The organism is Rhodococcus sp. BP-316 (genome assembly GCF_019836105.1).
Lineage (GTDB): Bacteria > Actinomycetota > Actinomycetes > Mycobacteriales > Mycobacteriaceae > Rhodococcoides.
This window is the reverse complement of the sequence record NZ_JABUEE010000002.1, coordinates 472479-499475: the sequence shown is the minus strand read 5'-3', so window position 1 is coordinate 499475 and position 26997 is coordinate 472479. Positions and strand designations below refer to the sequence as shown.

The following is a 26997-nucleotide window of genomic DNA, read 5'->3' as shown; positions in this document are numbered from 1 at the left end:
CGGCCGCGGCGGCTACCCGAACAACAGGTGCGAGATCGAATAGATCGCCAGACCCGCGAGCGAGCCGACCACCGTGCCGTTGATGCGGATGAACTGCAGGTCCCGTCCCACCTGCAGCTCGATCTTGCGGCTGGCCTCGTCGGCGTCCCATCGGGCGACGGTGTCGGTGATGACGGTGGTGATCTCGTCGGTGTAGTTCTCGACGATGTAGCGCACGCCGGCCATCAGCCAGCCGTCCGCCTTGCCGCGCATCGCGTCGTCGTCGCGCAGGCGGAGCCCGAACTTCTGCACGTTCTCGCTGATCTTGGCGCGCAGGGTGCTCTTCGGGTCGTCCACCGAGTCGACGATGAGCCGCTTGGCCACCTTCCACGATGCCGCCGCGAGGCCGGTGACCTCGTCGCGGCCCATGATCTCCGACTTGATCGACTCGGCCTTGGCGATGGTGTCGGGGTCGTTCTGCAGGTCGTCGGCGAAGTCGGTGAGGAACTTGTCGGCCGCGAGCCGCAACTCGTGCTGCGGGTTCGACCGGACCTTCCACGTGAACTCCACGAGTTCGCGGTGGATGCGTTCTCCGAGAAGCACATCGACGAACTTCGGCGACCAGGACGGAGAGTCCCTCGACACGATCCGGTCGATGGTCGGCAGGCTGTTCTGGGCCCATTCGTGTGCGCGCTCGGCGAGCAGGTCGATCAGTGGCTTCTGCCGGTTGTCCTCGAGCAGCGAGCCCAGGACGCGTCCGATCGGCGGCCCCCACTGCGGATCACCGAGGCGCTTGACGATGGTGTTGTCGATGACCTGCTGGATGTCCTCGTCGTCGAGCACGTCGAGGAAGCCGCGCAGCACGGTCGCCGTCTCCTCCGCGACACGGTCGGCGTGGGCCGGGTCGGCGAGCCAGGTGCCGAGGCGCAGCGGGATGCGCGCGGACTCGACCTTCTGCGACACGACGTCGACGGCGAGGAAGTTCTGCCCGACGAACGATCCGAGGCTGGTGCCGAGCTGGTCCTTCTTCCGCTTGATGATCGCGGTGTGCGGGATCTTCAGACCCATGGGGTGCTTGAAGAGAGCGGTGACGGCGAACCAGTCGGCGAGCGCGCCGACCATGCCCGCCTCCGACGCCGCCCGGACGAAACCGACCCAGCCGCCGGCGCCGCGGGACTCCTGCCACCGGCAGAAGAGATAGACGATGGAGGCGAACACCAGGAAGCCGGTGGCGACGATCTTCATCTTGCGGAGGTCGCGTCGTTTGACGTCCTCGTCGAATGTCATGAGCTGCACCGACTCCATTGTGCAGGGTCGGCGCGCGACTCGTGCCCCGACCGGCGACGACGTCTCGCCCGGACGCGGGTCCGACGGCGCCGGGCACTACTGTTGGAGTGGGCGACGTGACATGCGCCGCCGCACACGAGTGCGCCAGAAGCGCAGTCGGACATCGGGACGGAGTACACGCGCGTGGCGAGCAGATCGGCAGCGAGGAAGAGCGACGGGGACACCGCCGACCAGGACGCCGACGAGACCGGGGCCCGGAAGACCGGGCGAACCCGTTCCGCCAGGGCCGAGACGGTGAAGCCGGATTCCGACGACACCGCGACCGACGCCCGCACGGACAAGCCGGACGGCCGCAAGCGACGCTGGCGCGAGCACAAGATCGCCCGTCGCGAGGAACTGGTGGACGGCACTCTCGCCGCCATCCGGCTGCGCGGCCGCAACATCGGCATGGACGAGATCGCCACCGAGATCGGTATCTCGAAGACCGTCCTGTACCGCTACTTCCACGACAAGAACGATCTGACCAACGCGACGCTCGAGCGATATGTGGAGACGACTCTCGCACCGCGGATCTACGACGCGATCAGCGTCGAGCTCGACGAGTACAACCTCACCCGCCAGGTGGTCGCCGCGTACGTGGAGACCGTCGCGGACGACCCCGAGGTCTACCTGTACGCGATGTCGAACAGCTCGGGGCCGAACCGCGACGTGGTCGCCGAGTCGGAGCGCATGATCGCCGAACTGCTGGCGACGGTGCTCGGTGAGCGCCTGCGCCGGATGGAGATGGACTCGGGCGGATCGCTGCCCTGGTCGTACGGGATCGTGGGCGGCGTCCAGTTGGCCACGCACTGGTGGATCTCGAACCGGTCGATGTCGGCAGCGGACCTCATCGACTACCTCACCATGATGGTGTGGGGCGGCATCCACGGTGTCGCGGAAGCGGGCGGTTCGCCCTCACGCTTCAACGCGGTCGACCACCCACTCGTCGACGAATAGAGGCGCCTAGCGGTCGTGCTCGTCGTCGAGCGGGACGTCGCGACTCTGCTCGAGCAGGTCCGCGTCGGAAGCGTCGTACGTCACGGCGACCGTGGGCGTGACCGCGTCGGTGTCGTCGTCCTGCACCGTGTCCCGCTCCTGCTCGAGAGCGTCCTCGACGGGAAGTTCCGGGCTCGTGAAATCGGGCATCTGTCGTTCCCTCCCTCGGTGAGTCTGCGTGGGCCGTTCCGAGGTTACCGGCGCTCGACCGGAACCAGCACCACGGCCATACCGGCCATACCGATCATGAGGACACCGACCAGGGCTCCCAGGGCGAAGGAGTTCACCGCGGCCGCCACGAAGGCCGCCATCCCGGCGCACAGGGCGACCATCAGGACGATTCCCGCCGTGGTGTGCTCGAAGAGGCAGGTCATCACGGGTGCCTCGGCGGCATCGCCAGCGGTGTCGGGCACGACCGCTCCGGCCGCGTCCACTGTCGGTGTGCTCACTGGTGTTCCCCTCTCCCGCGTCACCTCTCGGTGAACGCAGCGGTGCCTCGATCGGACGTGCTCACCATCCGGTCGAAGGGCAGATACCCGCGCCCGGGCCGATCCAACCCGCCGAGGGTGTGCCGTTTCCCACCACCGGGTGCCGGGTAGATCGGGACAGCCGCATCGCGTCCCGCGACACGGCGAGAACGAGAGAGGTTCACGATGACTGACACTCCGAACACCGACTCCGGGTCGGCCCGCCGCACCGTGGCGTTCCTCGCGACGGACGGTGTCGAGCAGATCGAGCTCACCGCTCCCCGCGAGGCACTCGATCAGGCCGGAGCGACCACGGTGCTGCTCTCGCTGACCCACGGTGAGATCCAGGCCTTCGAGAACGACACCGAACCCGCCGACACCTTCGCCGTCGACCAGTTGGTCGCCGAGGCCTCCGTCGACGACTTCGACGCGCTGGTCCTGCCGGGTGGAACGACCAACCCCGACACGCTGCGCCTCGACACCGACGCGGTGTCGTTCGTCCGCGACTTCGTGAACTCCGGCAAACCGGTGGGGGTGATCTGCCACGGCCCGTGGACGCTCGTCGAGGCCGACGTCGTACGCGGTCGCACGCTGACCTCGTACCCGAGCGTGCGTACCGACATCAGGAACGCCGGCGGCACGGTGGTGGACGAGGAGGTAGTCGTGGACGGCAACCTGATCTCCAGCCGCAACCCGGACGACATCCCCGCGTTCTGCGAGGCCGTGGTCCAGGCCGTCACCGCTCTCGACGCGGCCGAGTGAGCCGGGGTCAGCCGTTCGACTCGTCGGCCGGCTGATCCTGCGCGGGCGGCGGGAATCCGCCGGTCGCGATCGGTCCCCACGTGTCGATGGCGATGCGGATGATCGACTTGCCCTGCGTCACCATCGCCTGCCGGTACTCGTCCCAGTCGGGGTGCTCGCCCGCGATCGCCCGGTAGTAGTCCACGAGCGGCTCGACGGAGTCGGGCAGGTCGATGACCTCCGCGGTGCCGTCGATCTGCACGTAGGGGCCGTTCCAGTCGTCGGAGTGGATGCAGAGCGTGACGTCCGAGGACCGACGGATGTTCACGGTCTTTGCGCGCTGCGGGTACGTCGAGACGACGATGCGCCCCTGCGCGTCGAGCCCGCAGGTCACGGGTGAGATCTGCAGGCCACCGGACTGCTTCGTGGTGACCAGGGTGGCGTGATGCCGCTCGGCGACGAAGCGATGCAGGGCATCGAGATCGACTCGGTCGGCTGTTGCGTACGTCGGTGCCATGATTCGAGGGTAGGTGCTCGCCCGCCGGGGGCTAGAATCGGTGCCGACAGACGACACTCGGTCCGGACTCACCGGCCACGCGGTTCCGGGGGTGCCGCGGTCGACCTTCCGCCCTCAGGACAGACCGTGACCGTTCCACCTCGTCCCCCCTCGATCGCACCGCCGCCCTCCGCGCTCTCCACCTTCGACGCCGCGGGTGCGGCCGTCGTCGCGTATCTCGACAGCATCCTTCCCGCGACGGCCTGGGCCGTCTCGCGCGTCGTCGACGACAAGCAGATCTTCCTGCGCACCAACACCAACGGCCTGGGGATCGACACCGGCCTCGTCGTGGGGTGGAACGAGTCGCTGTGCCATTCGATGACCGAGGGCGAGATCCCGTCCGTCGTGGAGGACCTCGACGACGCGGGCATTCCGCGCATCGGCGTTCCCGGGCACGACCCGGTCCGGTCGTACATCGGTGTGCCCATCCGGCGGGCGGACGGCTCGCTGTTCGGCACGATGTGCGGTTTCGGCTCGCGGCCGATCAGCGGGCCGCTGCCCGCCGGCATGACCGCGCTGCTCGATCTCCTGTCCGGGCTGCTCACCACGGTGTTCGAGACCGACCACGCCCGCGCGGTCGCGGAGCGGTCCGCCGAACTGGCTCGGCGCGAGGCGGAGACCGACCCCCTCACCGGACTCTTCAACAGGCGGGGATGGAACCGGGTGCTCGAGCCCGAGGACGCGCGCTGGACTCGCTTCGCCGACCCCGGCGCCGTGGTGGTCGTCGACCTCGACGGGATGAAGCAGGTGAACGACCGGCACGGCCATGCCGCGGGAGACCGGGTGATCCGACGCGCCGCCGAACTGCTGCGGGCGTGGGCTCACGAGTCCGACGTCGTGGCCCGTCTCGGCGGCGACGAGTTCGGAGTCCTGGTGTTCGACCGCGACGCCACCGACGTCGACGGCATGCTCACGGCCCTGGAGTCCTCCGCCCACGCGGCGGACGTGCCGATGTCGGTCGGATGGAGCACGGTCACCGAGGCCGGCAGCATCACCGCGTCGTGGTCGCTCGCGGACGAGAACATGTACGTGTCGAAGCGTCGGTCACCGAGCAGGTCCGGCATCGACATTCATCCGACCCCCGGACGCCACCAGGGCGGTCACGTCGCCCGGCGGTAGTGGTCGCGCCATCAGGTAGCCCTGGGCGTAGCCGCATCCGCACCGGACGAGGCTGTCGAGTTGGGCCGTGGTCTCCACACCCTCGCCCACCACGTCGAGACCGAACGCGTCGGCCACCGACACGACGGCGCGGATGACCGCCTCCGACTGCTCGGTCGGCAGGTCGGCGACGAACGATCGATCGATCTTGATGGCGTCGAGAATCGGGAAGCGCGTCAGGTAGTCCAGCGAGCTGTGGCCGACACCGAAGTCGTCCAGCAGGATCTTGATGCCCATCCGGTGCAGCTCGTCGAGGTTGTTCTTCACAGCGGACGTGTCCTCGAGCCACAGGGTCTCGGTGATCTCGATGCCCAGCAGATCCGGGGCGAGACCGGTGCGCTCGAGCGTGTCGGCGAGGGACGACGCGAACGTGCGCTGACGAAGCTGCAGCGGACTGACGTTGACGCGAAGTTCCACCGGATCACCGGTCTGCCAGCGCGCGGCCTCGGTGCACGCCCGGCGCAGCACCCAGCTGCCGAGCGGCCCGATCAGGCCCGCGCGTTCGGCGGCGGGAACGAACTCGTCGGGCCCGACGACGCCGAGACTCGACGTGGTCCACCGCGCGAGCGCCTCGACCCCGGTCATGCGTCCGGATCGGATGTCGAACACGGGCTGGTACGCCACGTCGAGGTCGTCGTTCTCGATCGCGGACCGGAGCTCCGAGGCGATGGTCAAGCGCCGCAACGCTTCTCCGCCCTGCACCTTGTCGTACAGCTCGTAGCTCCCCGGCCCCTCCTTCTTCGCGCCGCCCATGGCGACGTCCGCCTGGCGGACCATCTCCGCGGCGGTGTGCTCGCCGTACCCGACCGAGATGCCCATGCAGGCGGTGACGGTCGTCGTCCGGTTCCCGATGGTGAGCGGACGGCGGAACATGGCCAGCACACCCTGGGCGACGCCGATGGCGTCGAAGGTGCTGCGCAGGCCCGGGCACACGAGCAGGAACTCGTCGCCGCCGAAGCGGGCGACGGTGTCGGAGGGCCTGACGGTGCGCGTGAGCATCGGCGCCACCGCCGCGAGCACCGCGTCCCCCGCGCCGTGGCCGAAGCTGTCGTTGATGGTGCGGAAGTCGTGGAGGTCCACCAGGATCACGGCGGTGAGCGTGCCGTCCTCGCGCGAGACTCCGAGCGCGGAATCGATGCGTTGGTACGCGAGCGTGCGATTCGCCAACTGCGTCAGCGGGTCGTGCAGGCTGCGGTATCGCAGCTCGCGTTCGAGGTCGGACCGGCGCACGGCGGACGCCAGCACCGCGGTTACCGTGACGACGAAGGACAGCGTGTCGGCCGACGGCGTGTGCGGCTCGGTGCGATAGACGACGAGGACACCCCACGTGCCGTCGCCCCCGCGGACGGGAGCCGCGATACCGCTGCGGAGGTCGTGGTCCTCGAGCAGGGTGACGTCGAAGCGGGTCTCGTCGCGGGTGTCCGCGCACACGATCACCTCCTCGCGCTCGAGCGCGTAGCCGGCCAGCGTCGCGGTGCCCGAGGGCAGGGTCTCTTCGTCGGGCGGCTCGAAGGTGGCCGCGTGGACGGCCAGGCGGTCCGCACCGCGTCGGCGGAACACCACGGCGTGCGTGGCACCGACAAGGTCCACGATGGACTGCAGAGCGGTGGCCACGAGGTCGTCGAAGGATCCGGTGAGCGCCGCACGGTTGAGCCCGGCGACGATGCGCTGCTCGCGCGCTCGGCGGCGGACGGCGGTGAGGGCGTCGACGAGCTCCTCCTCGCGCTCCTGCCGCTCGGAGCCGTCCACGAGTGTCGCGACCACGACCTCGTGGCCGTCGGTGGGCCCGAGTACCCAGGCGGACACCAGTATCGGTCGGGCCGGAGTTCCCACCGCGATCCGACCGGTCCAGGCTCCCGTGGCGTTCAGCTCGGAGAGAATGAGGTCGAGTGTCGAGGCGGCCGTGTCCGCGACGAGGTCTCGCGCGGACGGGTTCTCGTGGGCCGGGAACTCGAGGATGGTGCGGGCGGCGGCATTGGCGTACCGCACGGAGGTGTTGCGATCGAAGACCACGACACCGTCCTGGGACGACTCGGAGATCGCCGTCAGCGCTGCCAGAACGGTGCGCCTGTCGCCGGCGTCGCCCGAGTCCGAACCACCAGAGTTCAGGCCACCCGAGTTCAGGCTTCCCGTCACCACGTCTCCGCCCCCAGACCCGTTTCCGCCCCCAGCAACACCTCGCGATTGTTCCACCTTCGACGCACTCTGCCCGTTCTTTGCCCGCTTTTCCTCTCGGGGACCGGTACCTGCCCGCGTCACGCTCCGTCCGACGACGCCCAGTCCAGCAACCGGTCGACCGGCCAGGTGGTGACGATACGGTCCGGCGGAACGCCCACCGCGGTGGCACGCGCACAACCGTGGCCGAGCCAGTCGAGTTGGCCGGGGGCGTGCGCGTCGGTGTCGATGCTGAACAGGCAGCCGATCTCCAGAGCGAGCTCCATCAACCGCTCCGGCGGGTCCTGGCGCTCGGGACGCGCGTTGATCTCCACCGCGGTCCCGTGGTCACGGCACGCCTCGAACACGGCACGGGCGTCGAACGTCGACTCGGGGCGGGTGCCGCGTCCGCCCTCGACGAGACGGCCGGTGCAGTGGCCGAGAACGTCGACCTGCGGGTTCGTCACCGCGGCGATCATGCGCGCCGTCATCGTGGCGCTGTCCGCGCGCAGGTGGGAGTGGACGCTCGCGACGACGATGTCGAGGTCGTCGAGCAGCTCCGGCTCCTGGTCCAGCGACCCGTCGTCGAGGATGTCGACCTCGATGCCGGTCAGCACCCGCATCGGCCGCCCGCCGTCGGTCTCGAACCGTCGCTGCACCTCGTCCATGACCTCGAGCTGGGCGCGAAGTCGGTCGGCGGAGAGCCCGTGGGCGACGGTCAGACGCGGTGAATGGTCGGTGAGCACCCAGTACTCGTGCCCGATCCTGCGCGCGGTCTCCGCCATCTCCTCGATCGGACTTCCCCCGTCCGACCAGTCGGAGTGCGTGTGCAGATCCCCGCGCAGAGCTGTTCGCAGTTCCTCGCCGCCGACACCGATGGGCTGTGCCTCGGCGCGCAGTTGCAGGAGGTACTCGGGAACCTCGCCGGCCGCGGCCGCCGCGGCGACCGCGGAGGTCTTCGGACCGATGCCGCGCAGGGTGGTCCAGCCGTCGGTGCGAGCGAGCTCGGCCACCCTGTCGGCGTCCAGTGCGGCCAGGACGTCGGCGGCGGTGCGGTAGGCCTTGACCCGGCGCGTCTCGGCCCGCGACCGCTCGAGCCAGAACGCCACCTCTCGCAGTGCGGCAACAGGTTCCATGCCGTCAGAGCCTACGGCCCCGGACATGACACTGCCCCTGCCACCGGGAACCGGCGACAGGGGCAGGGGGGAGCGACGACCCGGACGAACCGGATCACGCCGAGTTTCGGTGCAGCGTGGTCAGCGGACCACGCGTGCGGTGGGCTCCCACCGAGCGGCACCCATGACGCGGGTGACCGCGTCGCCGACCACGAGGGTCAGGTGGGAACCGTTCGCCGCGCTGCGGTCGTCGAGACCCGCCACGACGGAAAGTGCTGCGGTGCCGAAGAAGTCGACTCCGGACAAATCGAGCACGATGCTTCGTCCCGCCTCGACGTCGTTGCTCACGACGTCCGAGAAGGTGGACGAGTTGGACAGGTCCACACTGCCGGTGACGCGGTACGTGGTCTCCGAGTCGGTACGCACGACGGAGATGAGTCCGCCGGGCATGACGACGTCGTCGCCGAGAGTGGTGGTGGTGGTGGATGCGTGTGAAGTCGAAACAGTCATGATTCTCCAAATGCCGATCTAGCTGGAGAAGCAGAGCAATGGTGCTGCAGGTGAAAGAACCCGTCCGCGACTGCAGAATGAGTGGCGGTTGGTGGAAAGGAGTCCGAGCGACCATCGACGGTGCTTCGTACGTCGGCTGCTGACTCAACCTGTCTCTGAACCTACGCTACCCGGAGCGGTCTGCCAACCACTTCGGTGAGGATCCTGGTGAACATCGAGCGACGCCGCGGGAGACGCCGCCGGTACGGTGCACGTTTTGCGACGACGGCCCCCGGGTAATCTCGACCGGTCGAACACGTACGAGGTTCGTCTGAACCGACACGCGACACGAAGAAGTGGGAGACCTCATGACACGGGCCATCACGACGGAGCCGAACACGGAGGGGGCCGACGCCACCATCGAGCTCGGTGTCCACGCCGACGCGAGCCAGCTGTCGGTCACTCGCGCCGTGGCCGCGACACTCGCCGCCCAGGACGACTTCGATCTGGACAGCATCGCCGACATCCGGCTCGCCATCGACGAGTCCTGCAGCCGCCTCATCGTGCGTGCCACCCCGGGTGCCCGAATGGTGTGCCGTTTCCTCACCGCGGACGACGCTCTCCACGTGTCGGTGACGACGACGACCGAGGCCGGCGCCGATCTGGACGCCAGCGGTTTCGGCTGGCACGTTCTCAACGCCCTGACCGACTCCGTGTCGACGTCGCAGTCCGAGGACGAGCGCGGTGTCGTCTCGACCACCATCGAGTTCACCAAGAGCAAGCACGGCTGGGACGAGTGACGACAAGCGAACGCAAGCCGAAGTCACGGCGCTCGGCGGACGAGTACGCCGACGTCGCCGAGCGCTTCACCCGCATCCGCACGCTGCCCGAGGGCGATCCCCTGCGAGGCAAGCTGCGCGACGAGCTGGTGACGCGGTGCCTGCCACTCGCCGAACACATCGCCCGCCGATTCGACGGCCGCGGTGAGGCGCACGACGATCTGGTGCAGGTCGCCCGCGTCGGGCTGGTCAACGCGGTCGATCGCTTCGACGTCGAACGCGGATCCGATTTCGTGTCCTTCGCGGTACCCACGATCATGGGCGAGGTACGCCGACACTTCCGTGACGCGGGATGGGCCGTCCGCGTCCCTCGGCGCATGAAGGAACTGCACCTGCAGCTCTCCCGTGCCATCGCGGATCTGTCGCAGACGCAGGGGCGGTCACCGACCGTCTCCGAGTTGGCCGAGTATCTCGACCTGGACCGCGACGAGGTCGCGATGGGGCTCACCGCCGGCAACGCCTACCAGACACTCTCGGTCGACAGTGCTTCCAGCGGAAGCGATTCCGAGGGCCTGTCGTTGGCGGACACCCTCGGCGACTACGACAAGGAGATGGAGAACGTCGAGAACCACGAGGCTCTCCGTCCCCTGCTCGAGAAGCTCCCCGAGCGTGAGCGCAACGTGCTGCTGCTGCGCTTCTTCGGAAACATGACGCAGACGCAGATCGCCGAGAAGATGGGGATCTCGCAGATGCACGTCTCGCGTCTCCTCGCCCGGACACTCGCCCAACTCCGCGAGGAACTGCACTAGAGAAGCGGGCCGTACGCCTACGCTCGCGGGATGAGCAGCTCACCGTCGCCCGGCTTCACCACGAATCTGCCCGCGGCCCTGGCCGCGTCGGGCACGTCGTGGTCGACGGTGGACGCCGCGTCGACGCCCGGTTTCGATCGCGACAAGGACGCCGGCAAGGAGTTGATGTCGGCGCGCGGCAAGATCCTGTCGGAACTTCAGGAGCGTCTGTACGCCTGCGGCAAGAGCGGAGACCACCGGTCGGTCCTGCTCGTGCTGCAGGGGATGGACACCTCGGGCAAGGGCGGCATGGTCCGGCACGTGCTCGGCATGGTCGAGCCCCAGGGTGTCGATCACGCGACCTTCGGCACCCCGACGGAGGAGGAGCGGGCGCACCCGTTCCTGTGGCGCGTGGAGAAGAAGCTGCCGCGACCGGGCCAGATCGGGGTCTTCGACCGGTCCCACTACGAGGACGTCCTCATCGTCCGTGTGAACGAACTCGCGCCTCCCAGCGTGTGGCGCACGCGCTACGACGAGATCAACGACTTCGAGCGCCGCGTGGTCGAGAGCGGCACCACCATCGTCAAGGTGGCCATGGCGCTGTCGTGGGAGCAGCAGGGCAAGCGTCTCGCTCGTCGACTGCGACGGCCGGACAAGTACTGGAAGTACGACCCGAGCGACATCGAGGCGCGCGAGAAGTGGGTCGCCTACCAGGAGGCGTACCAGGCGGTCCTGGATCGCACCGACACGGAGTGGGCGCCCTGGTACGTGGTGCCGTCCGATCACAAGTGGTACAGCCGGCTCGCCGTCACGGAGCTGCTGACGGGAGCACTGACGTCGTTGGACCTGCAGTGGCCGCCCGCGGACTTCGACGTGGAGCACGAGAAGCAGCGTCTGGCGTCCCTGCCGCGGCCGTGAACGCCGACGGGCGCCGACCGCGAGGTCGGCGCCCGAAGGTGGTGTTCGCAGCTGTGGCGCTGCGCCTGTGGATCAGAGGGTGGCGGTGTCGATCACGAAGCGGTAGCGCACGTCCGACTTGACGACGCGGTCGTACGCCTCGTTGATCTGGTCGCCGGAGATGACCTCGATCTCGGCGCCGATGTGGTGCTCGGCGCAGAAGTCCAGCATCTCCTGGGTCTCGGCGATGCCGCCGACCATGGAGCCCGCGAACGAACGACGGTTCGCCAGCAGGTTGAAGGCCGGGACCTCGAGGGGCTTCTCGGGAACGCCCAACTCGACGAGCGTGCCGTTGCGGGCGAGCAGGCCGAGGTAGTCGCCCATCGGCAGGTTCGCGGAGACGGTGTTGAGGATGAGGTCGAACTTGCCGCGCAGGTCCTTCAGCGCGGTGGTGTCCTTCGTGGCGTAGTACTCGTCGGCTCCGAGTCGCTTGCCGTCCTCCTCCTTGCTCAGCGTCTGGCTGAGCACGGTGACGTGAGCGCCGAGCGCGTGGGCGATCTTGACGCCGACGTGGCCCAGTCCGCCCATGCCGATGATGGCGACCTTCTTGTCGGGGCCCGCGCCCCAGTGCTTCAGCGGCGAGTAGAGGGTGATGCCGGCGCACAGCAGCGGCGCGGCGACGTCGAGCTCGACGCCCTCGGGGATGCCCAGCACGAACTTCTCGGTGACGACGATCTGCGTCGAGTAGCCACCGTGGGTGAACTCACCCTCGTAGGTCTTCGAGTTGTACGTCTGGACGACGCCCTTGGTGCAGTACTGCTCGTCGCCGTCCTTGCAGGCCTCACAGGTGCCGCAGGAGTCGACGAAGCAGCCGACGCCGACGCGATCGCCGACCTTGCGGCTGGTGACGTCGGAACCGACCTCGGCGACGATGCCGGCGATCTCGTGGCCGGGGACGACGGGGTACGTGGTGCCGCCCCACTCGTTGCGGGCGGTGTGGATGTCCGAGTGGCAGATACCGGCGAACTTGACGTCGATCAGGATGTCGTTCGGACCGAGCTCTCGTCGCTCGATGGTGGTCTTCTCGAGCGGTGCGTCGGGTGCGGTGGCGGCGTATGCGGTTGCTGTGGACATGTACACATGTCTACCCGTGCATCGTTGACTCGTAAACCATGTCCGGTTCGTCCCCGGCGACGGATCAGCGAGCGGTGGCCATCCGGTACCCGAGGAAGCCGAGGTACCCCGCGAGCGCGACGAGACCGACCTTGCGCGTGGCCGGGACGGCGATGGCGGTGCCGATCACGAGCTCCGACGCACCGTTGCGGTAGGTCCACGTACGAGTGTCCTTCGGGAACGCCGGCTCGGTGATCGAGCGAAAGGCGTCGGGCGCCACGAAGTGCGCGGCACCTGTTGCAGCGAGACCGATTCCAGCGATGGTGGGCACCGTGATCGAAGCCATGACGTGACGTCCTCCCCTGTACGCGAACGGGTCCGACCGGACCCCGTCGGTCACAGTAGCAACGTCCGCACCGCCGTGGGCGTGGTCGCGCTAGCGTGGTCGGTATGGCCGAGACACCCGCGGTACGGCGAACCCGAGAACTGCTCCGAACGGGTGTCGACGCGTCGTCGCCGATGCGCGGAGTGCTCGACGTCCGGGTGACGGACTCCACAGCGCGAGAGGCGTCCCCCGCCTCCGCATCGTCCGTCGCCGGGCGCCTGATGACCTTCTCCCCCCTCGCGGCCGTATACGAACGCGCGTGGCGGCCTCTGTTCCGCCTGTGGATGGGCGCCGGCGGGCCCTCCGTGGAGGAACAGCGGGCCTATGCGGTGCGTGACCTCGGTCTCGTGTCCCCCGACGTGTCGGTCGTCCTGGACGTCGCGTGCGGACCCGGCAACTTCTCGCGATCGCTGGCCGAGGCCATGCTCACCGGAGCGCACGGTCGGCCTCTCGTCATCGGCCTGGACGCGTCGGAGCCGATGATCGCCCGCGCGTCGGCGGACACCGACGACGACGAGCACGTCGCCTACCTGCTCGGGGACGCGCGAGAGATCCCGTTCGAGGACGACGCCGTGGACGCGGTGTGCTGCTACGCCGCGCTGTACCTGGTGCCGGAGCCGTACCGGGTCCTCGACGAGATGATCCGGGTGCTGCGACCGGGCGGCCGCATCGCGCTCATGACGACGGTACGTCGCGGCCCACAGCCGGTCGGGGCGGTCACCGCCGCGGCAGCGAGCACCGTGGGACTGGAGATGTTCCGACGCGACGACATCACCGACGTCCTGCGGGAACGCGGGGTCGAGCATGTGGAGCAGCGCATCCACGGCGCAGCCCAGTTCGTCACCGGGCGGCTGAGCCGCAGCGATCAGGACGTGCCGGTGTCGGCTCCGTAGTCCGAGACCAACCACTCGTCGCCGGTGTGCTCGACGGTCACCGTCAGAAGCGTCGGCACGGCACCGGGTTCGGGCTGCTGCAGGTTCTGCGTGGTCTGGGTCGCGAAGACCGACACCGTGTAGGTGTCGCCCTCCTGCGCCGTGACCGTCGCTGCGTTCACCCGACCCGACGCCACCACCTGCGAGTCGGTCATGATCTGCGTGAGCACCTCGCGCACACCGTCGAAGCGCTCACGCAGAGCGTCGGTGGTGCCCTCCTCGACGCCCCCGAAGAAGCCGTCGATGTCCGTGTGGTCGTAGGTCAACGACCGCTCCGTGTACGCCCGCGCCGTGTTCTCGGCGGTGGCGCGGTCGGCATCGGCTCCGCGTTCCGCGGCCAGGGCCGAGTGGGCGGACTGCCACTGCACTCCTGCCACCACGGCAGCGACGGTCGCGAGCACGGCGACCACAGTGGCGACGATCGCCACGAGGCGCGTCCGGGACGACACCGCGGGCACCGCCGTGTCCGGCGCCGCGTCGTCCTCGGTCGAGGTGGTGTCGAGTTCTGTTGTCATGATGGCCTTCTCGTCGTCCGTCTGATGCAGGAGGGGTACGTCAGTTGCCGGGCAGGGTCACGGCCACCCGAGCCGGTCCGCCGCGCGGGAAGACCTGCTCGAGCATCGTCACCAGGGCGCCGGCATCGACCCGGAGCGGGCGGATCGGCTGTGTGACCGGGCGCAGCACGGTGGCGATGAAGCCGAGGTCCGGCGACAACTGACTCAGGTACTCGTCGATCTTGGGCACCAACCGGGCCAGTTCGCCGTCCCACACGGTCTCGCCGACGTACGAGTAGTCCTGGTACGAACCGATCAGGTGGTCGAGACCTGCTCCGGAGGCGTTCAGTTCGGGAACCGCGTCCGCGAGCCGCGGGCCCAGCGCATCGGCGTACGCGTTCTCGCCGAGCACCTGCAGGTTGCGATACAGCCGCCGGATCTCGTCCTTCTTGTCGGCCAACGTGAGGGACAGCAGCCGCAACACCTCGACGACGTTGTCGATGTCCGACTCCCGGCCCCGCGTGGCGGTGTCGACCGTGTCGACGATGCCGCCCAGCGCATCGGTGTCGATCTCGCGCGTGAGTGCCTCGGCGACCGCGAGGGTGTCGCTGACGCTGGGAGCGACCGAGACGTCCGCCGCGTCCACCACGTCCCCGTCCGCCAGGTACGGCCCGGAGTCCGAGTGCGGACGGAAGTCGAGGAACTGTTCGCCCGCCGCGGAGAGATTCGAGACCCGCACCTCGGTGTCGACCGGAATCTTCTGCGCGGCATCCACTCTGACGACGGCACGGAGTCCACCGCCCTCGACGTCGATCCGCTCGACCCTGCCGATGGCGAATCCTCGCAAGGTCACCTGAGAGGTGTCGATCAGGCCGCCGGAAGTCGTGAGCGGCACGGTGATCTCGGCGTGGTCGCGTCGCGGATCGATGTCCAGGACGTTCAACGACAGGTATCCGACACCCAGCACGGCGACCGCCGCGAGCGCCGTGGCGGACAGGATCGAACCCCTCATCGCACGAATCCGATCGATCGCAGAACCTGAATCATCTCGTCGGCTCGATCGAGGCCGTCGGCCGGCCTCCGGCCTTCCCGGTCGGGTGCTTCTCCCGCGGGCGTGTCGCCCGAGACGGAGGCGATGCGGACGTTCGGCGACGACGTGAAGAACGGCACCAGCTTCTCGCGCAGCAGGGCGTCCATGCGGGACGCCAGCATCGGCGCCGTCAGATCGGCCGTGGCGAGAGTGCGGATCATGGGCTGCAGAGTGGCGATCACGTCGTGCAGATCTCCCGCCACCGGGTTGATCACGGCACCGATGTTCCGCGACATGTACCCCAGATCGATCAGGGCGTCGACCACGACCAACAGGGCGTCCGCGAGTCCCGCGACACGTTCCGGACCACTCGTCAGGATGGTGTCGAGCGTGTCCGTCTTCTCGGCGAACGACCGGGTCACCGCCTCGGCGCCGCCCAGGATGCGGTCGAGCTCCGTCGTGTTGGTCGCCAGGTCCCGCAACGCCTCTCGGGCCTTGTCGTTGATGAGGTCGACCGTCGCCGGATCCGGCGGGATCGCCCGGTTGAACCGATCGATGGACCGCTGGAAGTCGACGATGTGCCCGCCGGCCACCACCTCGGAGAGCCCGCGCAGCACGTCTTCGACGTTGTCCGCCGGCGTCGTCCGCTCGAGCGGGATGACATCGCCGTCCTGCAGGGTGGCACCCGAAGTGTCGGATCCGTCCTCCGGACGCTGCAACGCGACGTAGATCTCGCCCAGGATCGTGCCCTGGCGCAGTTCCGCTCGCGTGAGCGCCGGCAGTGCGACGGTGCGATCGACGTCCACGGCGGCGACGGCGGTCGAGCCGGTGAGGGTGACCGACTCCAGGAGCCCGACGTCCACACCGTCGAGGACCACCTTCGCCCGCGCCGGCAGATTCAGCACACTCGAGAACTCGATGTCGACCCGGTAGGTCGGGCCCGGAACGTAACTGCCCGGCACGGGCAGGTCGGCGATCGAGGCACCGCAGCCCGACGCCGTCACTGCCGCGGCCGCCACGGTCAGCGCCGCCAGGAGCCGCTTCACCGGGACCCTGCCGATCCGAGCACGAGCGGGACCAGATCGACGTTCACGGTGGACCCACCCGCGACGGGCACCGCGAACTGCGGAGGTGCGAACGTCAGCCGGGCGGCCTGCGTGTCCGGATCCTGGAGGGAGGCGAGCTGCTCCGTCTGCTTCGGCACCCGCGACAGGATGCTCGCGATGTCGCCGACTCTGCTGACGATGATCGCCACGATCGGGACGACGACGTCGAGCACGCGGTAGAGCGTGGGTGCGAACTTCGGCAGCGTCTTCTCGAGGACGGGGAGGAACTCGACCGTCAGGTCGATCGCCTGGGCGAACCGCTCCGAGAAGTCGCCCGCGGCCCCGAGCCCCTGCTTCAGGTTCTCGATCAGCAGGGTGATGTCCGGCCACCGGTCCACCAGGGTCGCCGTCAGCGTGTCGACGTTGTCGACCATGCGGCGCACCTGGGTGTCCTTGTTCGCCGGATTGCCGACCAGATCGGAGACCTGGGACAGCGCGGTCCCGAGTTGCTCCCCGCTGCCGTCGAGTGCGGTGTCGAGCGAGCGCAGGGTGTCGCCGAGAATCTCCTCGTCCGGCGGCCGCGGGTTGTCCGGATCGGTCGTCGACGTCGTTCCGAGAAGCTCCGCGCCGAGCTTGTTCACCGCCTCGAGGGTGTCGCTGATCCCGATGGGGGTGCGGGTGCGCTCGAGCGGGATGCACTCGTCGCGATCGAGGGGCACGCCGTCGCGATACGGCGTGGTCAGTTCGAGCCGACGATCGGTGACGATGGAGTCCGACATCGTCACCGCACCCACGTCGGCCGGCAACGTGAGCGAGTCCTCGACGGACATCGTGACCCGGACGTGGTCGCCGCGAGGCTCGATGCCGGTCACCTCGCCGACGGGGATGCCGAGGAGCGTGACGTCGTTCCCCTCGTAGAGACCGACCGAATCGATCATCTCGGCGCACAGATCCGAGCGCGGGGTCCCGACGAGCTGGGCTGCGGACGACGCCGCGGTCCCGGCGCCGACCAGGACGACGGCGGCGACGGCCACTGCCACCACCTTGCTGCGAGCGGCCACGTCAGCACACCTTTCCGGGAACCGGGACACACAGCGTCGATCCGGTGACGACGGCGGCACTGCGGTCGATGACGGGCCCGGCGCCGGTGTCGAGAAGGCCGGCCATGGACTCGGAGAACTCGCGGCCCGCGGAGATCGCGTCGTCGATGGACCCCGTGCGCTCCTTCAGCGACGCCACGAGATTCTCGACCTCGTCGATCGTGGGGCCGAGCCCCTCGTCGAGCGCCATGATCGGTCGGTGCAGGAGCGAGAACAGCCGGTAGAGCTTGTCGGCGGCCGCGGCGACGTCGGCGCGCTTCGCGCCCAGCTTGGAGGTGATGATGCCGATCTGCTTCAGCAGCCCCAGCAGGATCTCGCGATCGGTCGCCAGTTCGCCGATGTACTCGTCGGCCACGTCGAGGCTCCGGTCGAGATCGTCCTGGCGATCGGCGATCGCACCGGTCATGGACGTCAGGGTCGTGGTGATGTCACGGATCGACTCCGGCTGAGCCTGCACGGCCCGATCAATCTCGGCGATGTTCTGCCGCAACGACGTTCCGTCCAGATCGCGGAGGATCGGCGTCGCCGCCTCGACCGTGTCGGACAGCGAGAACGGCACGCGGGTGTGCTCGAGCGGGATCTCCCCGTCCTGCAGCTCTCCGGTACCGCCGGGAGTCAGCGAGAAGTAGTGGCCCCCCACCGGCGTCAGCAGGCGCACCCCGAGCGACGTCGCGTCGCCCAGTTCGACGTTCTCGTCCACCTCGAAGGCCACCTGGACGTGGTCGCCGTCCAGCTTCATCGACGTCACCGATCCCACCGAGATACCGGCGATGCGGACGTCGTCCCCGGCGTGCGCTCCGCCGGTCGTCTCGAATGCCGCTGTGTACGTGCGATGCCCGATGGGAAGCGAGTACACGACGACGGCGGCCACCACGGCGACGACGAGCGCGAGCACACCCACGATTCCCCAGACGGTCTGGCTTCCCTGACGCACGGAGCTCATCGGCAGACCACCAGGCGCTGGGTTCCGAGCACGACCGAGCCGATGCCGGGAATCTCGGTGTCGCCGGCCGAGCACGCGGAGACCTGCCCCTCGGGGGCGTTGCGCACCGTCTGGTCGACACCGCGCAGCAGACTGGGCACCATCGCGAGCAGGTCCACCAGTTGCTGAGCTCCCGGCACGAGCCGCTTGAACGCCGAATCCACCGGGCCGTACTCGGAGTCGTAGGTGTCGCGCAACTGCTCCCCGATCGAGATGAACGGTCCCTGACCGGAATTGATGTCGTCGACGGACGAGAGCAGGGTGTCGGCCCTGTCGGCGAACGTCGACACCACGCGGTCGAGTTCGGCGAACAGTCGACCCAGTTGCTCCGAGCGCTCGGCCACCACACCGGAGATGGCGCCCAGGTTGCGGATGAGGAGCACGATGAGGTCCTCGCGCTGCGAGGCATAGGTGGTCAGCCCGTCCAGGTCGCGCAGGACCGGCCCGAGGCCCGACCCGTCACCCTGCACGAGATCGAGCACGTTCTGCGCGAACCGGTTCACCTGGTCGGTGTCAATGGTCTCGAAGATGGGCTGGAACCCGTCGAAGAGCGTCGTGATGTCGAACGACGGCACGGTCATGTCGTCCGCCAGCGAGGACCCCGGTGCCAACTCGGATCCCGAGTCGTCGGTGCTGATGAGCTCGAGATACCGCTGGCCCAACAGGTTCTGGTAGCGCACAGCAGCTTTCGTGGTCGTGAGCACCGGCCGGTCGGAGTCGACCTCGAAGGACACCCTGGCCCGGTTCCCGTCGAGTTCGATGTCGTTCACCGACCCCACGAGCACGCCCGAGAGGCGGACGTCGTCACCGGCGTAGAGACCGGAGACGTCGTCGAAACGCGCGTCGAACGTCGACCGGTCGTCGCCGCCACCGTTGCGCAGCGCGCCGCCCACGAGGACGAGACACAACACGGCCACGAGCGCGAACGCACCGAGCTTCACCAGGGTCGCCACCGGCGTCCCCACCACCGACGAGCGCGTCACAGCACACCGCCCAGTCGCGCCGCGAAGGCTTCCGCCGGACCGGCCATGGCGGGCATGTTCTTCACGATCACCTGAAGTTGCAGCTGGGTCCGGCCGTCGACGTTCGGGAAAGCGTCCTCGACGCCGGAGATCACGTCGGGCACACGCTGGTATGCCGGCGCGAGCGTTCCCGCCGAGAGCGCCACCGGCAGCAACACGTCCAGCAGGGTGTCGAGCAGCGGGCGGAGGTACGGACCATTGTCGCGCAACAGATCTCCCAGTGGGATCGAGAGGCCGGATCCGAGTCCGGACATGGCCTTGATCGCCCGCGCACTGTTCTCCGGATTCTCGAAGTACTCACTGCTGGTGACGACCTGGTCGATCACGTCGGTGACCGGTCCGATGGAGGCGCCCAGCCCGTCCGCCAACTCACCACCGCGGTGCAGCTTCCAGGCGAGCGGCGCACGCTGGGTCTCGGCCATCATCTGCGCGGTGTCGAAGAAGGGCTTCAGGCTGTCGCCGAACTCCGACGACACGCGGGACGCCAGGTCGAGCACCCGCTCGGTGTTGTCCGCGTCCAGCACGTCGGTCAGATCGGCGAGTCGGCGGAAGACGCCGGTGACCGTCGCCGTCTCGGTGTCGTCGCCCAGCGCCAGGACGGTGTCCTCGCGCAGCGGGGATCCCTCTCCCTCCGAGTACAATTCGATGACCGTCGCTCCGAAGACCGTCGCGGAGGAGAACCGCGCGGTGACGTCGTCGGTCAGGACCGAGGCGACGGCCGGCTCGATGTGGGCGTGCACTCGCTGCGATCCGAACCCGAGCGGCTCGATCTCGTCGACACGGCCTATGGGGAGTCCGCGGTACTTGATATCCGACCCGACCGCGAGGCCGTCACCGACGGCGGTGCTGTCGATCGTGAGATCGAACCGAGACTCGAAGTCACCGGTGGCGTACTTGCCGAGCACCACACCGAGGACCACGAGCACGACGGCCACCACGAGGCCGCGTACCCGGAGCGAGCGAGGGCCCGCGGATCTGCGGGACAGATCGTCGAAGACTGCCATGGTCCCCTACCCCGAGATCCTGATGCCGACGTCGACTCCCCAGATGACCACGGTGAGGATCATGTCGAGGACGACGATGACGATGAGCGACGCGCGGATCGCGCGGCCCGACGCACGGCCGACACCCTCGGGTCCGCCCGTCGCGTAGTAGCCCTGGTAGCCGTGGATCATGATGACGGCGCCGACGAAGATGGTGGCCTTGAGCAACGAGTACAGCAGATCCGACGGCTGCAGGAACGCCGAGAAGTAGTGGTCGTACGTCCCCGACGACTGATCGCCGAACGCGGCGACGATGAACGCACACGAGACGTAGCTCAGGATCAGCGTGAGCAGGTACAGCGGGATGATCGTGACCACGCCGGCGATGACGCGCGTGGTGACGACGAACGGGATCGAGCGGATCCCCACCACCTCGAGCGCGTCGATCTCCTCGGAGATGCGCATCGCACCGATCTCCGCCGTCATGCGGCATCCCGCCTGGGAGGCAAACCCGATCGCGGCGATCATCGGGGCGAGTTCCCGCGTGCTGGCGTAGGCCGAGATGAAGCCCGTGAGAGGACCCATGCCGACGAGATTCAGGGCGTTGTAGCCCTCGATCCCGATGGACGACCCCACGGCCACACCGAGGATGACCAGCACCGAGACCGTACCGCCGCCGACCACGAGATTACCGCTGCCCCAGGTGATGTCGGTGAGCACGATCATGGTCTGGCGCCGGTAGGCACGCAGGGTGTGCGGAATCGCGACGAGCACCTGCCACACGAAGGTGAGCTGATGCCCGAGGTGTTCGACCAGCCCGAGCGGTACGCGAGCGATGCGCTTGCCGCCGCGGACGAGCGGCGCGGTGCCGGGCGGGGTGTAGCGAGCGACGGTCATGGCGTCACCCGAGCCGCTGCGGAAGGAACATCGACACCAACTGGGTGGCGAGGACGTTGACGATGAAGGCCGACAGCACACCGACGACGACCGAGGCGTTCACCGCGTTCGCGACACCGCGAGGGCCCGACGTGGCCTCGAACCCGCGCTGGCACGCGACGAGAACCACGATGATGCCGAAGATCTCGGCCTTCACCATCGCGACGACCAGATCGGTGGTCGAGGCGAAGGACGCGAAGGAGGACAGGTAGCTGCCCGGCGTACCGCCCTGGAACCCGACGTTGACGACGTACCCGGACACCAGACCCATGAAGATGACCAGCGAGCACAGCAGCGGTGCGACGACGAGCATGGCGGCGAGCCGGGGAGTCGCGAGCCGACGCACCGGGTCGATGCCCATGACGCGCATCGCGTCGATCTCCTCGCGCACCGTGCGGGCACCGAGATCGGCCGCGATCGCGGATCCTGCTGCGCCGCCCAGCAACAGCGCGGTCACGATGGGCGCTCCCTGGCGGATGACTCCGAGGCCGCCCGCGGCGCCCGCGATGGACGTGGCACCGATCTGATTGGTCAGGCTGCCCACCTGGACCGAGACGATGACGCCGAACGGCACCGAGACGAGAACGGCGGGAAGCACGGTGACCGTGACCATGAACCACGCCTGGTCGAGGAACTCGCGCCAGGCGAAGCGCAGGCCCACCAGGTCCCGCACCAGATGGCCGAACGCAGCGACCACGAGGTCGGCGAAACGACCCAGCGTGCGGGTACCGGTGGTGACGCGGGAGACGAGCGGCATGCTGCGCGCCATGTCGATCCCCCCGTACGTCTCGAGTCAGTCGGACGCAGGTGGTGCGCCGCGCTGAAAACTAGCGCGGCAGAACGGGGATCGAGTCGGTTTCTCGGGAGTTCAGTGATGCCTGACAAACATCGGGCCCCGGACTAGGTCGCGATGCGACCGTTCACGTACTCGTAGAACCCGGCACTGGTCTTCTTGCCCAGCAGGCCGGCCTCGACCATGCGGAGCAGGAGAGGCGGCGGCGCGTACAGCGGTTCCTTGTACTCGGCGTACATCGAGTCGGCGATCGACTTCACGGTGTCGAGCCCGATGAGGTCCGACAGTGCGAGCGGGCCCATGGGATGCGCGAGGCCCAGCACCGTGGCCTTGTCGATGTCGTCGCGCGTGGCGAAGCCCGACTCGACCATGCGGATCGCCGAGAGGAGGTACGGCACCAGCAGAGCGTTGACGACGAAGCCGGACCTGTCCGCCGCGCGGACGACCTGCTTGCCGAGGACGTCGGCCGCGAAACGTTCCGCGCGTGCCAGGACGGCATCGGACGTCTTCAGCGACGAGATGAGTTCCACGAGAGGAAGAACCGGCACCGGGTTGAAGAAGTGCATGCCGATGACTCGCTCGGGGCGGGTCGTGGCCACGCCGAGCTTCATGATCGGGATCGACGAGGTGTTGGAGGCGAGCACCGCGTCGGGATCCGTGACCACCCTGTCGAGCTCGACGAAGAGAGCCGTCTTGATCCCCTCGTCCTCGAGCACGGCCTCGACGACGATCTCGCGATCGGCGAAGTCGGACAGCTCGGACGTGAAGGTCAACCGTGCGGCGGCCTGCTCACGTTCGCGCTCGGTGATCTTGCCGCTGCTGACGCCGCGGTCGAGCGACTTCAGGATGCGCGCCTTGCCCGCGGCAGCCAGTTCGCGTGTCTGCTCGAACACGATCACGTCGACGTGGGCGCGTGCGCACACCTCGGCGATTCCGGCCCCCATCTGTCCGGCGCCGACGATCCCGACGCGCTCGATCTTCTCGCTGCTCACGTTTCTCCTTCACGATTCACGATTCCCCGCGCGAAGGCGAGGCGGGGGTAACTCTGCTGGGGGACGGGCGAACCCACCGAGTACGAGACAGGCGGCCCGCAACGAATGTCGCGAGCCGCCTGACTAGTGCGCTGAAACCTCGGAGTGGCGGATCAGTGGAACTGGCCCTCTTCGGTGGAGCCCTTCAGGGCTGCGGTCGACGTGTTGGGGTCGACGGTGGTGGCGATGCGGTCGAAGTAGCCGGCGCCGACCTCACGCTGGTGCTTGATCGCGGTGAAGCCGCGCTCCTCGGCTGCCTTGAACTCGCGCTCCTGCAGGTCGACGAACGCCGTCATGCCCTCGCGGGCGTAGCCGTGCGCCAAGTCGAACATGCCGTAGTTGAGCGAGTGGAAGCCGGCGAGGGTGATGAACTGGAACTTGAAGCCCATCGCGCCGAGCTCCTTCTGGAACTTCGCGATGGTCGCGTCGTCCAGGTGCGCCTTCCAGTTGAAGGAGGGCGAGCAGTTGTAGGCGAGCAGCTGGTCGGGGAACTCGCTGCGGACCGACTCGGAGAACTTCTTGGCGACCTCGAGATCCGGCACGCCGGTCTCCATCCAGATGAGGTCGGCGTACGGGGCGTAGGCCTTCGCACGAGCGATGCAGGGCTCGATGCCGTTCTTCACGCCGAAGAAGCCCTCGGCGGTGCGGGTTCCGTCCAGGAACTCCTGGTCGCGCTCGTCGACGTCCGAGGTGATCAGCGTGGCTGCCTCGGCGTCGGTGCGGGCGATGATGACCGACGGCACGTCGGCCACGTCCGACGCGAGACGCGCGGAGGTCAGGGTGCGGATGTGCTGCTGGGTGGGGATGAGCACCTTGCCACCGAGGTGGCCGCACTTCTTCTCCGAGGCGAGCTGGTCCTCCCAGTGCACGCCTGCGGCGCCGGCCGCGATCATGGCCTTCTGCAGCTCGTAGGCGTTGAGCGCGCCACCGAAGCCGGCCTCGGCGTCCGCGACGACGGGCGCGAGCCAGTTCTTCACGGACGAGTCACCCTCGACCTTGGCGATCTCGTCGGCGCGCAGAAGAGCGTTGTTGATGCGACGCACGACGCTCGGAACCGAGTTGGCCGGGTAGAGGCTCTGGTCCGGGTAGGTGTGGCCGGAGAGGTTGGCATCACCGGCGACCTGCCAGCCGGAGAGGTAGATGGCCTGGAGGCCGGCGCGCACCTGCTGCACGGCCTGGTTGCCGGTGAGGGCGCCCAGCGAGTTGATGTAGTCCTCGTTGTTCACGAGATCCCAGAGGATCTCCGAGCCGCGACGCGCGAGCGTGGCTTCCTCCACGACGCTGCCCTGCAGGTCGGACACCTGCTGTGCGGTGAAGTTGCGGGTGACGCCCTTCCAGCGGGGATTGGTGTCCCAGTCCTTCTGGATCTCTTCCGTGGTCTTCGGTGTGCCGGTGGTCGACATCGAAAAGCTCCGTCTCTGTTGCGTCTGCGTCGGCAGCGTGCTCGTGCTTCGCAGGCTTGCCAGGCATATCGGATGTACGACCCCACGATGGCACAGAGAAAAAGTGGTGTCTACCTGCTGAGACTGTAAATCTACGCTAAGCAGTACGCGCGTTCTGCGAATCTTGCGAAGAACGTCGCGCGTGTCGTGGCGACTCCGTACCCGTCAGTAACCTGATAACCGCAGTTCGGGAACGAAATGCACGCAATGCCGAACACCGACGAGATCGCCGTGCGACACGCTCACTCCCGGCGTCGCCCGCGGCCGGCTGTGACCACCGTCACCGTACGTTCGTACTGTTTTCTGGTGCGTCAGGCCGTCGCAGCGACCCGACGACGCTCGGTCAGCACTCCCAGGACACCCATCGCCGCGATCACGACGCCGCCGACGAGCGCGTAGTAGTCCGCCGTGCTCGCACCGGCGGGGAATGCGAGGACGACGGGTGACGTCGCCAGCACGACACCGAGTACGACGTGGGCCCAATGGCTCGAGCGCGATGCACTGCCCATGGCCCACAGCGCCGAGAATGCCGCCAGCAGACCCAGCACGAGGATGGCGCCAGCCACCTCGCTGCGGTGGGGCACCGGGAGCCAGAGCGTCGACAACACCAGAACGGTGCCTGCCACCAGCACCACCGCGTCGCGGGCAATTTCCTGTCGTACCGAGTGGGCCATCTCGCTTCTCCTCACAGTCGTCTCTCACGTGCACTGCACATCTGCCCCCTGCAACGCCCAGTGTGCGCCCGTCTTCCCCGGCGCGCCCGTGTGTGACAGACCAGACCTGAAACCCGTCTCACCTGCAAGGACCTGGCAAAGACGGGGTAATGCCGGGGGCGTCCTAGACTGTCCGCATGGCACGGACCTACGTCGGCGGCCGGCTTCGCCAACTGAGGGTCGAGCGAGGGTTGAGCCAAGCGGCGCTCGCCAAGCAGCTCGCGATCTCGGCCAGCTACCTCAACCAGATCGAGCACGACGTCCGACCGCTGTCGTCAGCGGTGTTGACGCGCATCACCGCAGTGTTCGGAGTCGACACCACGTTCTTCTCCACCCAGGACGACACGAGGCTCGTCGCCGAACTCCGCGAGGTGACCCTGGACCAGGACGTCGGAGTCGACGCGGACATCGACGAGCTGGCCGAACTCGTGGCCGACCACCCGGCGATGGCGCGAGCGATGGTCACCATGCATCGCCGGTACCGCAACACCACCGCCCAACTCGCGGCGGCGACCGAGGACCGCTTCGCCGACGGCAGCGGCAGCGGATCCATCTCGAAACCGCACGAGGAGGTCCGCGACTACTTCTACCAACGCCAGAACTACCTCGACGCACTCGATCGTGCGGCCGAGGACCTGGCGAACCGATTGCGTTTCCACCGGGCGGACGTCGCGGCCGAGATAGCCAAACGGCTCCGCAATCTGTACGACGTCCAGGTCATCGAGCGCATCGACCTGGGCGAGAACGTCCTGCACCGCTTCGACGCGCGGACCCGTGTTCTCGAGATCTCCCCGCGACTGTCAGCCGGCCAGAAGGTGTTCCGCTTCGCGGCCGAACTCGCGTACCTGGAGAACGGCGACCTGATCCGCAGCATGGTCGAGGACGGGGGCTTCACCGGCGCGGAGTCGCGGGCACTCGCACGACTCGGCTTCGCCAACTACTTCGCCGCGGCGACCGTGCTGCCGTACGCGCGCTTCCACGAGGTGGCGGAGGATTTCCGGTACGACATCGAACGACTCTCCGCCTACTACGCGGTGAGTTACGAGACCATCTGTCACCGGCTCTCGACGCTGCAGCGGCCGTCGCTCCGCGGGGTCCCGTTCTCGTTCGTCCGGGTCGACCGTGCCGGCAACATGTCCAAACGCCAGTCGGCCACCGGGTTCCACTTCTCGTCGAGCGGCGGCACGTGCCCGCTGTGGAACGTGTACGAGACGTTCGCCTACCCGGGCAAGATCATGACCCAGATCGCCGAGATGCCCGACGGTCGGCGCTACCTGTGGATCGCGCGCACGGTGGAGCGGCGAGCGGCGCGCTACGGCGAACCCGGCAAGACCTTCGCCATCGGTCTGGGATGCGAAGTGCGTCACGGAAATCGGTTGGTCTACGCCGACGGCCTGGAGTTGGACGGATCCTCCGTGGCGACGCCGATCGGCGCCGGATGCCGCGTGTGCGAGCGTGCCCACTGCCCGCAGCGTGCGTTCCCGCCGCTGGGCAAGGAACTCGACATCGACGAACATCGAAGCTCGGTGTCGCCGTACACCATTCGCTGA

Annotated in this window: 29 protein-coding genes; 8 read left to right on the top strand and 21 right to left on the bottom strand. The window is 68.2% G+C overall.

Going from position 1 to position 26997, the window contains the following annotated elements; genetic code table 11:
* Positions 1-12 precede the first annotated feature (12 nt).
* Positions 13-1284, bottom strand: coding sequence for a DUF445 domain-containing protein (locus HQ312_RS05745; RefSeq protein ID WP_027506323.1), 1272 nt, complete (start codon positions 1282-1284; stop codon positions 13-15).
* Positions 1285-1560: 276 nt separating this feature from the next.
* Between HQ312_RS05745 and HQ312_RS05740 the strand changes: the two genes are divergently transcribed.
* Entirely contained in the window at positions 1561-2262 is a 702-nt protein-coding gene (locus tag HQ312_RS05740) for a TetR/AcrR family transcriptional regulator (RefSeq protein WP_027506322.1), read from the top strand.
* A 6-nt stretch (positions 2263-2268) separates the two neighbouring features.
* On the opposite strand, the gene HQ312_RS05735 is transcribed toward HQ312_RS05740, so the two are convergent.
* Positions 2269-2451 (bottom strand): hypothetical protein, encoded by a 183-nt coding sequence (locus HQ312_RS05735; protein WP_222638057.1) that lies wholly within the window; start codon positions 2449-2451, stop codon positions 2269-2271.
* A gap of 44 nt (positions 2452-2495) precedes the next feature.
* Positions 2496-2750 carry a hypothetical protein gene (locus HQ312_RS05730; protein WP_155957058.1) on the bottom strand — a complete coding sequence of 85 codons (255 nt, stop codon included), beginning with the start codon at positions 2748-2750 and terminating at the stop codon, positions 2496-2498.
* 204 nt (positions 2751-2954) lie between these two features.
* Between HQ312_RS05730 and HQ312_RS05725 the strand changes: the two genes are divergently transcribed.
* Positions 2955-3530 (top strand): type 1 glutamine amidotransferase domain-containing protein, encoded by a 576-nt coding sequence (locus HQ312_RS05725; protein WP_155957057.1) that lies wholly within the window; start codon positions 2955-2957, stop codon positions 3528-3530.
* 7 nt (positions 3531-3537) lie between these two features.
* Here the strand turns inward: HQ312_RS05725 and HQ312_RS05720 are convergent, their stop codons facing one another.
* Positions 3538-4026: a PPOX class F420-dependent oxidoreductase gene (locus HQ312_RS05720; RefSeq protein ID WP_222638056.1), complete on the bottom strand. Its 489-nt coding sequence runs from the start codon at positions 4024-4026 to the stop codon at positions 3538-3540.
* Between the two features lie 126 nt (positions 4027-4152).
* Here HQ312_RS05720 and HQ312_RS22155 point away from each other — a divergent pair, with 126 nt between their 5' ends.
* Positions 4153-5184, top strand: a complete 1032-nt coding sequence (locus HQ312_RS22155) for a GGDEF domain-containing protein (RefSeq protein ID WP_051613466.1) — start codon at positions 4153-4155, stop codon at positions 5182-5184.
* On the opposite strand, the gene HQ312_RS05710 is transcribed toward HQ312_RS22155, so the two are convergent.
* From HQ312_RS05710 to HQ312_RS05700, 3 genes are all read right to left on the bottom strand, one after another.
* Entirely contained in the window at positions 5110-7359 is a 2250-nt protein-coding gene (locus HQ312_RS05710; protein ID WP_222638055.1) for an EAL domain-containing protein, read from the bottom strand. The genes HQ312_RS22155 and HQ312_RS05710 overlap by 75 nt on opposite strands.
* A 119-nt stretch (positions 7360-7478) precedes the next feature.
* A complete protein-coding gene (locus tag HQ312_RS05705; RefSeq protein WP_222638054.1) occupies positions 7479-8513 on the bottom strand; it encodes a PHP domain-containing protein in 1035 nt (344 codons plus the stop codon).
* 120 nt (positions 8514-8633) lie between these two features.
* On the bottom strand, positions 8634-9002 hold the full coding sequence (locus tag HQ312_RS05700) for an STAS domain-containing protein (protein ID WP_222638053.1): 369 nt from the start codon (positions 9000-9002) through the stop codon (positions 8634-8636).
* Between the two features lie 347 nt (positions 9003-9349).
* Here HQ312_RS05700 and HQ312_RS05695 point away from each other — a divergent pair, with 347 nt between their 5' ends.
* The 3 genes from HQ312_RS05695 to HQ312_RS05685 are packed head-to-tail and all read left to right on the top strand — an operon-like array spanning position 9350 to position 11466.
* Positions 9350-9781: an ATP-binding protein gene (locus HQ312_RS05695; RefSeq protein WP_027506316.1), complete on the top strand. Its 432-nt coding sequence runs from the start codon at positions 9350-9352 to the stop codon at positions 9779-9781.
* Positions 9778-10569, top strand: coding sequence for a SigB/SigF/SigG family RNA polymerase sigma factor (locus tag HQ312_RS05690; protein WP_027506315.1), 792 nt, complete (start codon positions 9778-9780; stop codon positions 10567-10569). The genes HQ312_RS05695 and HQ312_RS05690 overlap by 4 nt, the downstream gene beginning before the upstream one ends.
* A 30-nt stretch (positions 10570-10599) precedes the next feature.
* Positions 10600-11466, top strand: a complete 867-nt coding sequence (locus tag HQ312_RS05685) for a PPK2 family polyphosphate kinase (protein ID WP_204869114.1) — start codon at positions 10600-10602, stop codon at positions 11464-11466.
* 72 nt (positions 11467-11538) lie between these two features.
* Here HQ312_RS05685 and HQ312_RS05680 read toward each other — a convergent pair whose 3' ends face one another.
* Both HQ312_RS05680 and HQ312_RS05675 read right to left on the bottom strand, forming a co-directional pair.
* Positions 11539-12579 (bottom strand): NAD(P)-dependent alcohol dehydrogenase, encoded by a 1041-nt coding sequence (locus tag HQ312_RS05680; protein WP_027506313.1) that lies wholly within the window; start codon positions 12577-12579, stop codon positions 11539-11541.
* A gap of 64 nt (positions 12580-12643) precedes the next feature.
* Complete coding sequence (locus HQ312_RS05675) at positions 12644-12904, bottom strand: hypothetical protein (RefSeq protein ID WP_027506312.1); 261 nt, start codon at positions 12902-12904, stop codon at positions 12644-12646.
* A gap of 104 nt (positions 12905-13008) precedes the next feature.
* Between HQ312_RS05675 and HQ312_RS05670 the strand changes: the two genes are divergently transcribed.
* Positions 13009-13836 (top strand): class I SAM-dependent methyltransferase, encoded by an 828-nt coding sequence (locus tag HQ312_RS05670; protein WP_155957055.1) that lies wholly within the window; start codon positions 13009-13011, stop codon positions 13834-13836.
* Here HQ312_RS05670 and HQ312_RS05665 read toward each other — a convergent pair.
* The 12 genes from HQ312_RS05665 to HQ312_RS05610 form a co-directional block, all read right to left on the bottom strand.
* Positions 13809-14390: a hypothetical protein gene (locus HQ312_RS05665; RefSeq protein WP_051613463.1), complete on the bottom strand. Its 582-nt coding sequence runs from the start codon at positions 14388-14390 to the stop codon at positions 13809-13811. The genes HQ312_RS05670 and HQ312_RS05665 overlap by 28 nt on opposite strands.
* Positions 14391-14430: 40 nt before the next feature.
* Positions 14431-15381 carry an MlaD family protein gene (locus HQ312_RS05660; RefSeq protein ID WP_037186130.1) on the bottom strand — a complete coding sequence of 317 codons (951 nt, stop codon included), beginning with the start codon at positions 15379-15381 and terminating at the stop codon, positions 14431-14433.
* On the bottom strand, positions 15378-16445 hold the full coding sequence (locus HQ312_RS05655) for an MlaD family protein (RefSeq protein WP_222638052.1): 1068 nt from the start codon (positions 16443-16445) through the stop codon (positions 15378-15380). The genes HQ312_RS05660 and HQ312_RS05655 overlap by 4 nt, the downstream gene beginning before the upstream one ends.
* The gene (locus HQ312_RS05650; protein WP_222638051.1) at positions 16442-17506 is read right to left on the bottom strand and encodes an MCE family protein; all 1065 of its coding nucleotides are present in this window, start codon (positions 17504-17506) and stop codon (positions 16442-16444) included. The genes HQ312_RS05655 and HQ312_RS05650 overlap by 4 nt, the downstream gene beginning before the upstream one ends.
* A 1-nt stretch (position 17507) precedes the next feature.
* A complete protein-coding gene (locus HQ312_RS05645) occupies positions 17508-18488 on the bottom strand; it encodes an MlaD family protein (protein WP_156380447.1) in 981 nt (326 codons plus the stop codon).
* Positions 18485-19510 (bottom strand): MlaD family protein, encoded by a 1026-nt coding sequence (locus tag HQ312_RS05640; protein ID WP_308123810.1) that lies wholly within the window; start codon positions 19508-19510, stop codon positions 18485-18487. Before HQ312_RS05640 ends, HQ312_RS05645 begins: the two co-directional genes overlap by 4 nt.
* On the bottom strand, positions 19507-20553 hold the full coding sequence (locus tag HQ312_RS05635; RefSeq protein ID WP_056441520.1) for an MlaD family protein: 1047 nt from the start codon (positions 20551-20553) through the stop codon (positions 19507-19509). The genes HQ312_RS05640 and HQ312_RS05635 overlap by 4 nt, the downstream gene beginning before the upstream one ends.
* 6 nt (positions 20554-20559) lie before the next feature.
* Positions 20560-21429, bottom strand: coding sequence for an ABC transporter permease (locus HQ312_RS05630; RefSeq protein ID WP_056441517.1), 870 nt, complete (start codon positions 21427-21429; stop codon positions 20560-20562).
* 4 nt (positions 21430-21433) lie between these two features.
* The gene (locus HQ312_RS05625; protein WP_051613460.1) at positions 21434-22237 is read right to left on the bottom strand and encodes an ABC transporter permease; all 804 of its coding nucleotides are present in this window, start codon (positions 22235-22237) and stop codon (positions 21434-21436) included.
* 131 nt (positions 22238-22368) lie between these two features.
* A complete protein-coding gene (locus HQ312_RS05620; RefSeq protein ID WP_222631992.1) occupies positions 22369-23253 on the bottom strand; it encodes a 3-hydroxybutyryl-CoA dehydrogenase in 885 nt (294 codons plus the stop codon).
* 152 nt (positions 23254-23405) lie between these two features.
* A complete protein-coding gene (gene aceA, locus HQ312_RS05615; protein WP_027506305.1) occupies positions 23406-24695 on the bottom strand; it encodes an isocitrate lyase in 1290 nt (429 codons plus the stop codon).
* Positions 24696-25045: 350 nt separating this feature from the next.
* The gene (locus HQ312_RS05610) at positions 25046-25408 is read right to left on the bottom strand and encodes a hypothetical protein (protein WP_037186125.1); all 363 of its coding nucleotides are present in this window, start codon (positions 25406-25408) and stop codon (positions 25046-25048) included.
* 176 nt (positions 25409-25584) lie between these two features.
* On the opposite strand from HQ312_RS05610, the gene ramB reads away from it, so the two are divergent.
* Positions 25585-26997, top strand: coding sequence for an acetate metabolism transcriptional regulator RamB (gene ramB, locus HQ312_RS05605; RefSeq protein ID WP_027506304.1), 1413 nt, complete (start codon positions 25585-25587; stop codon positions 26995-26997).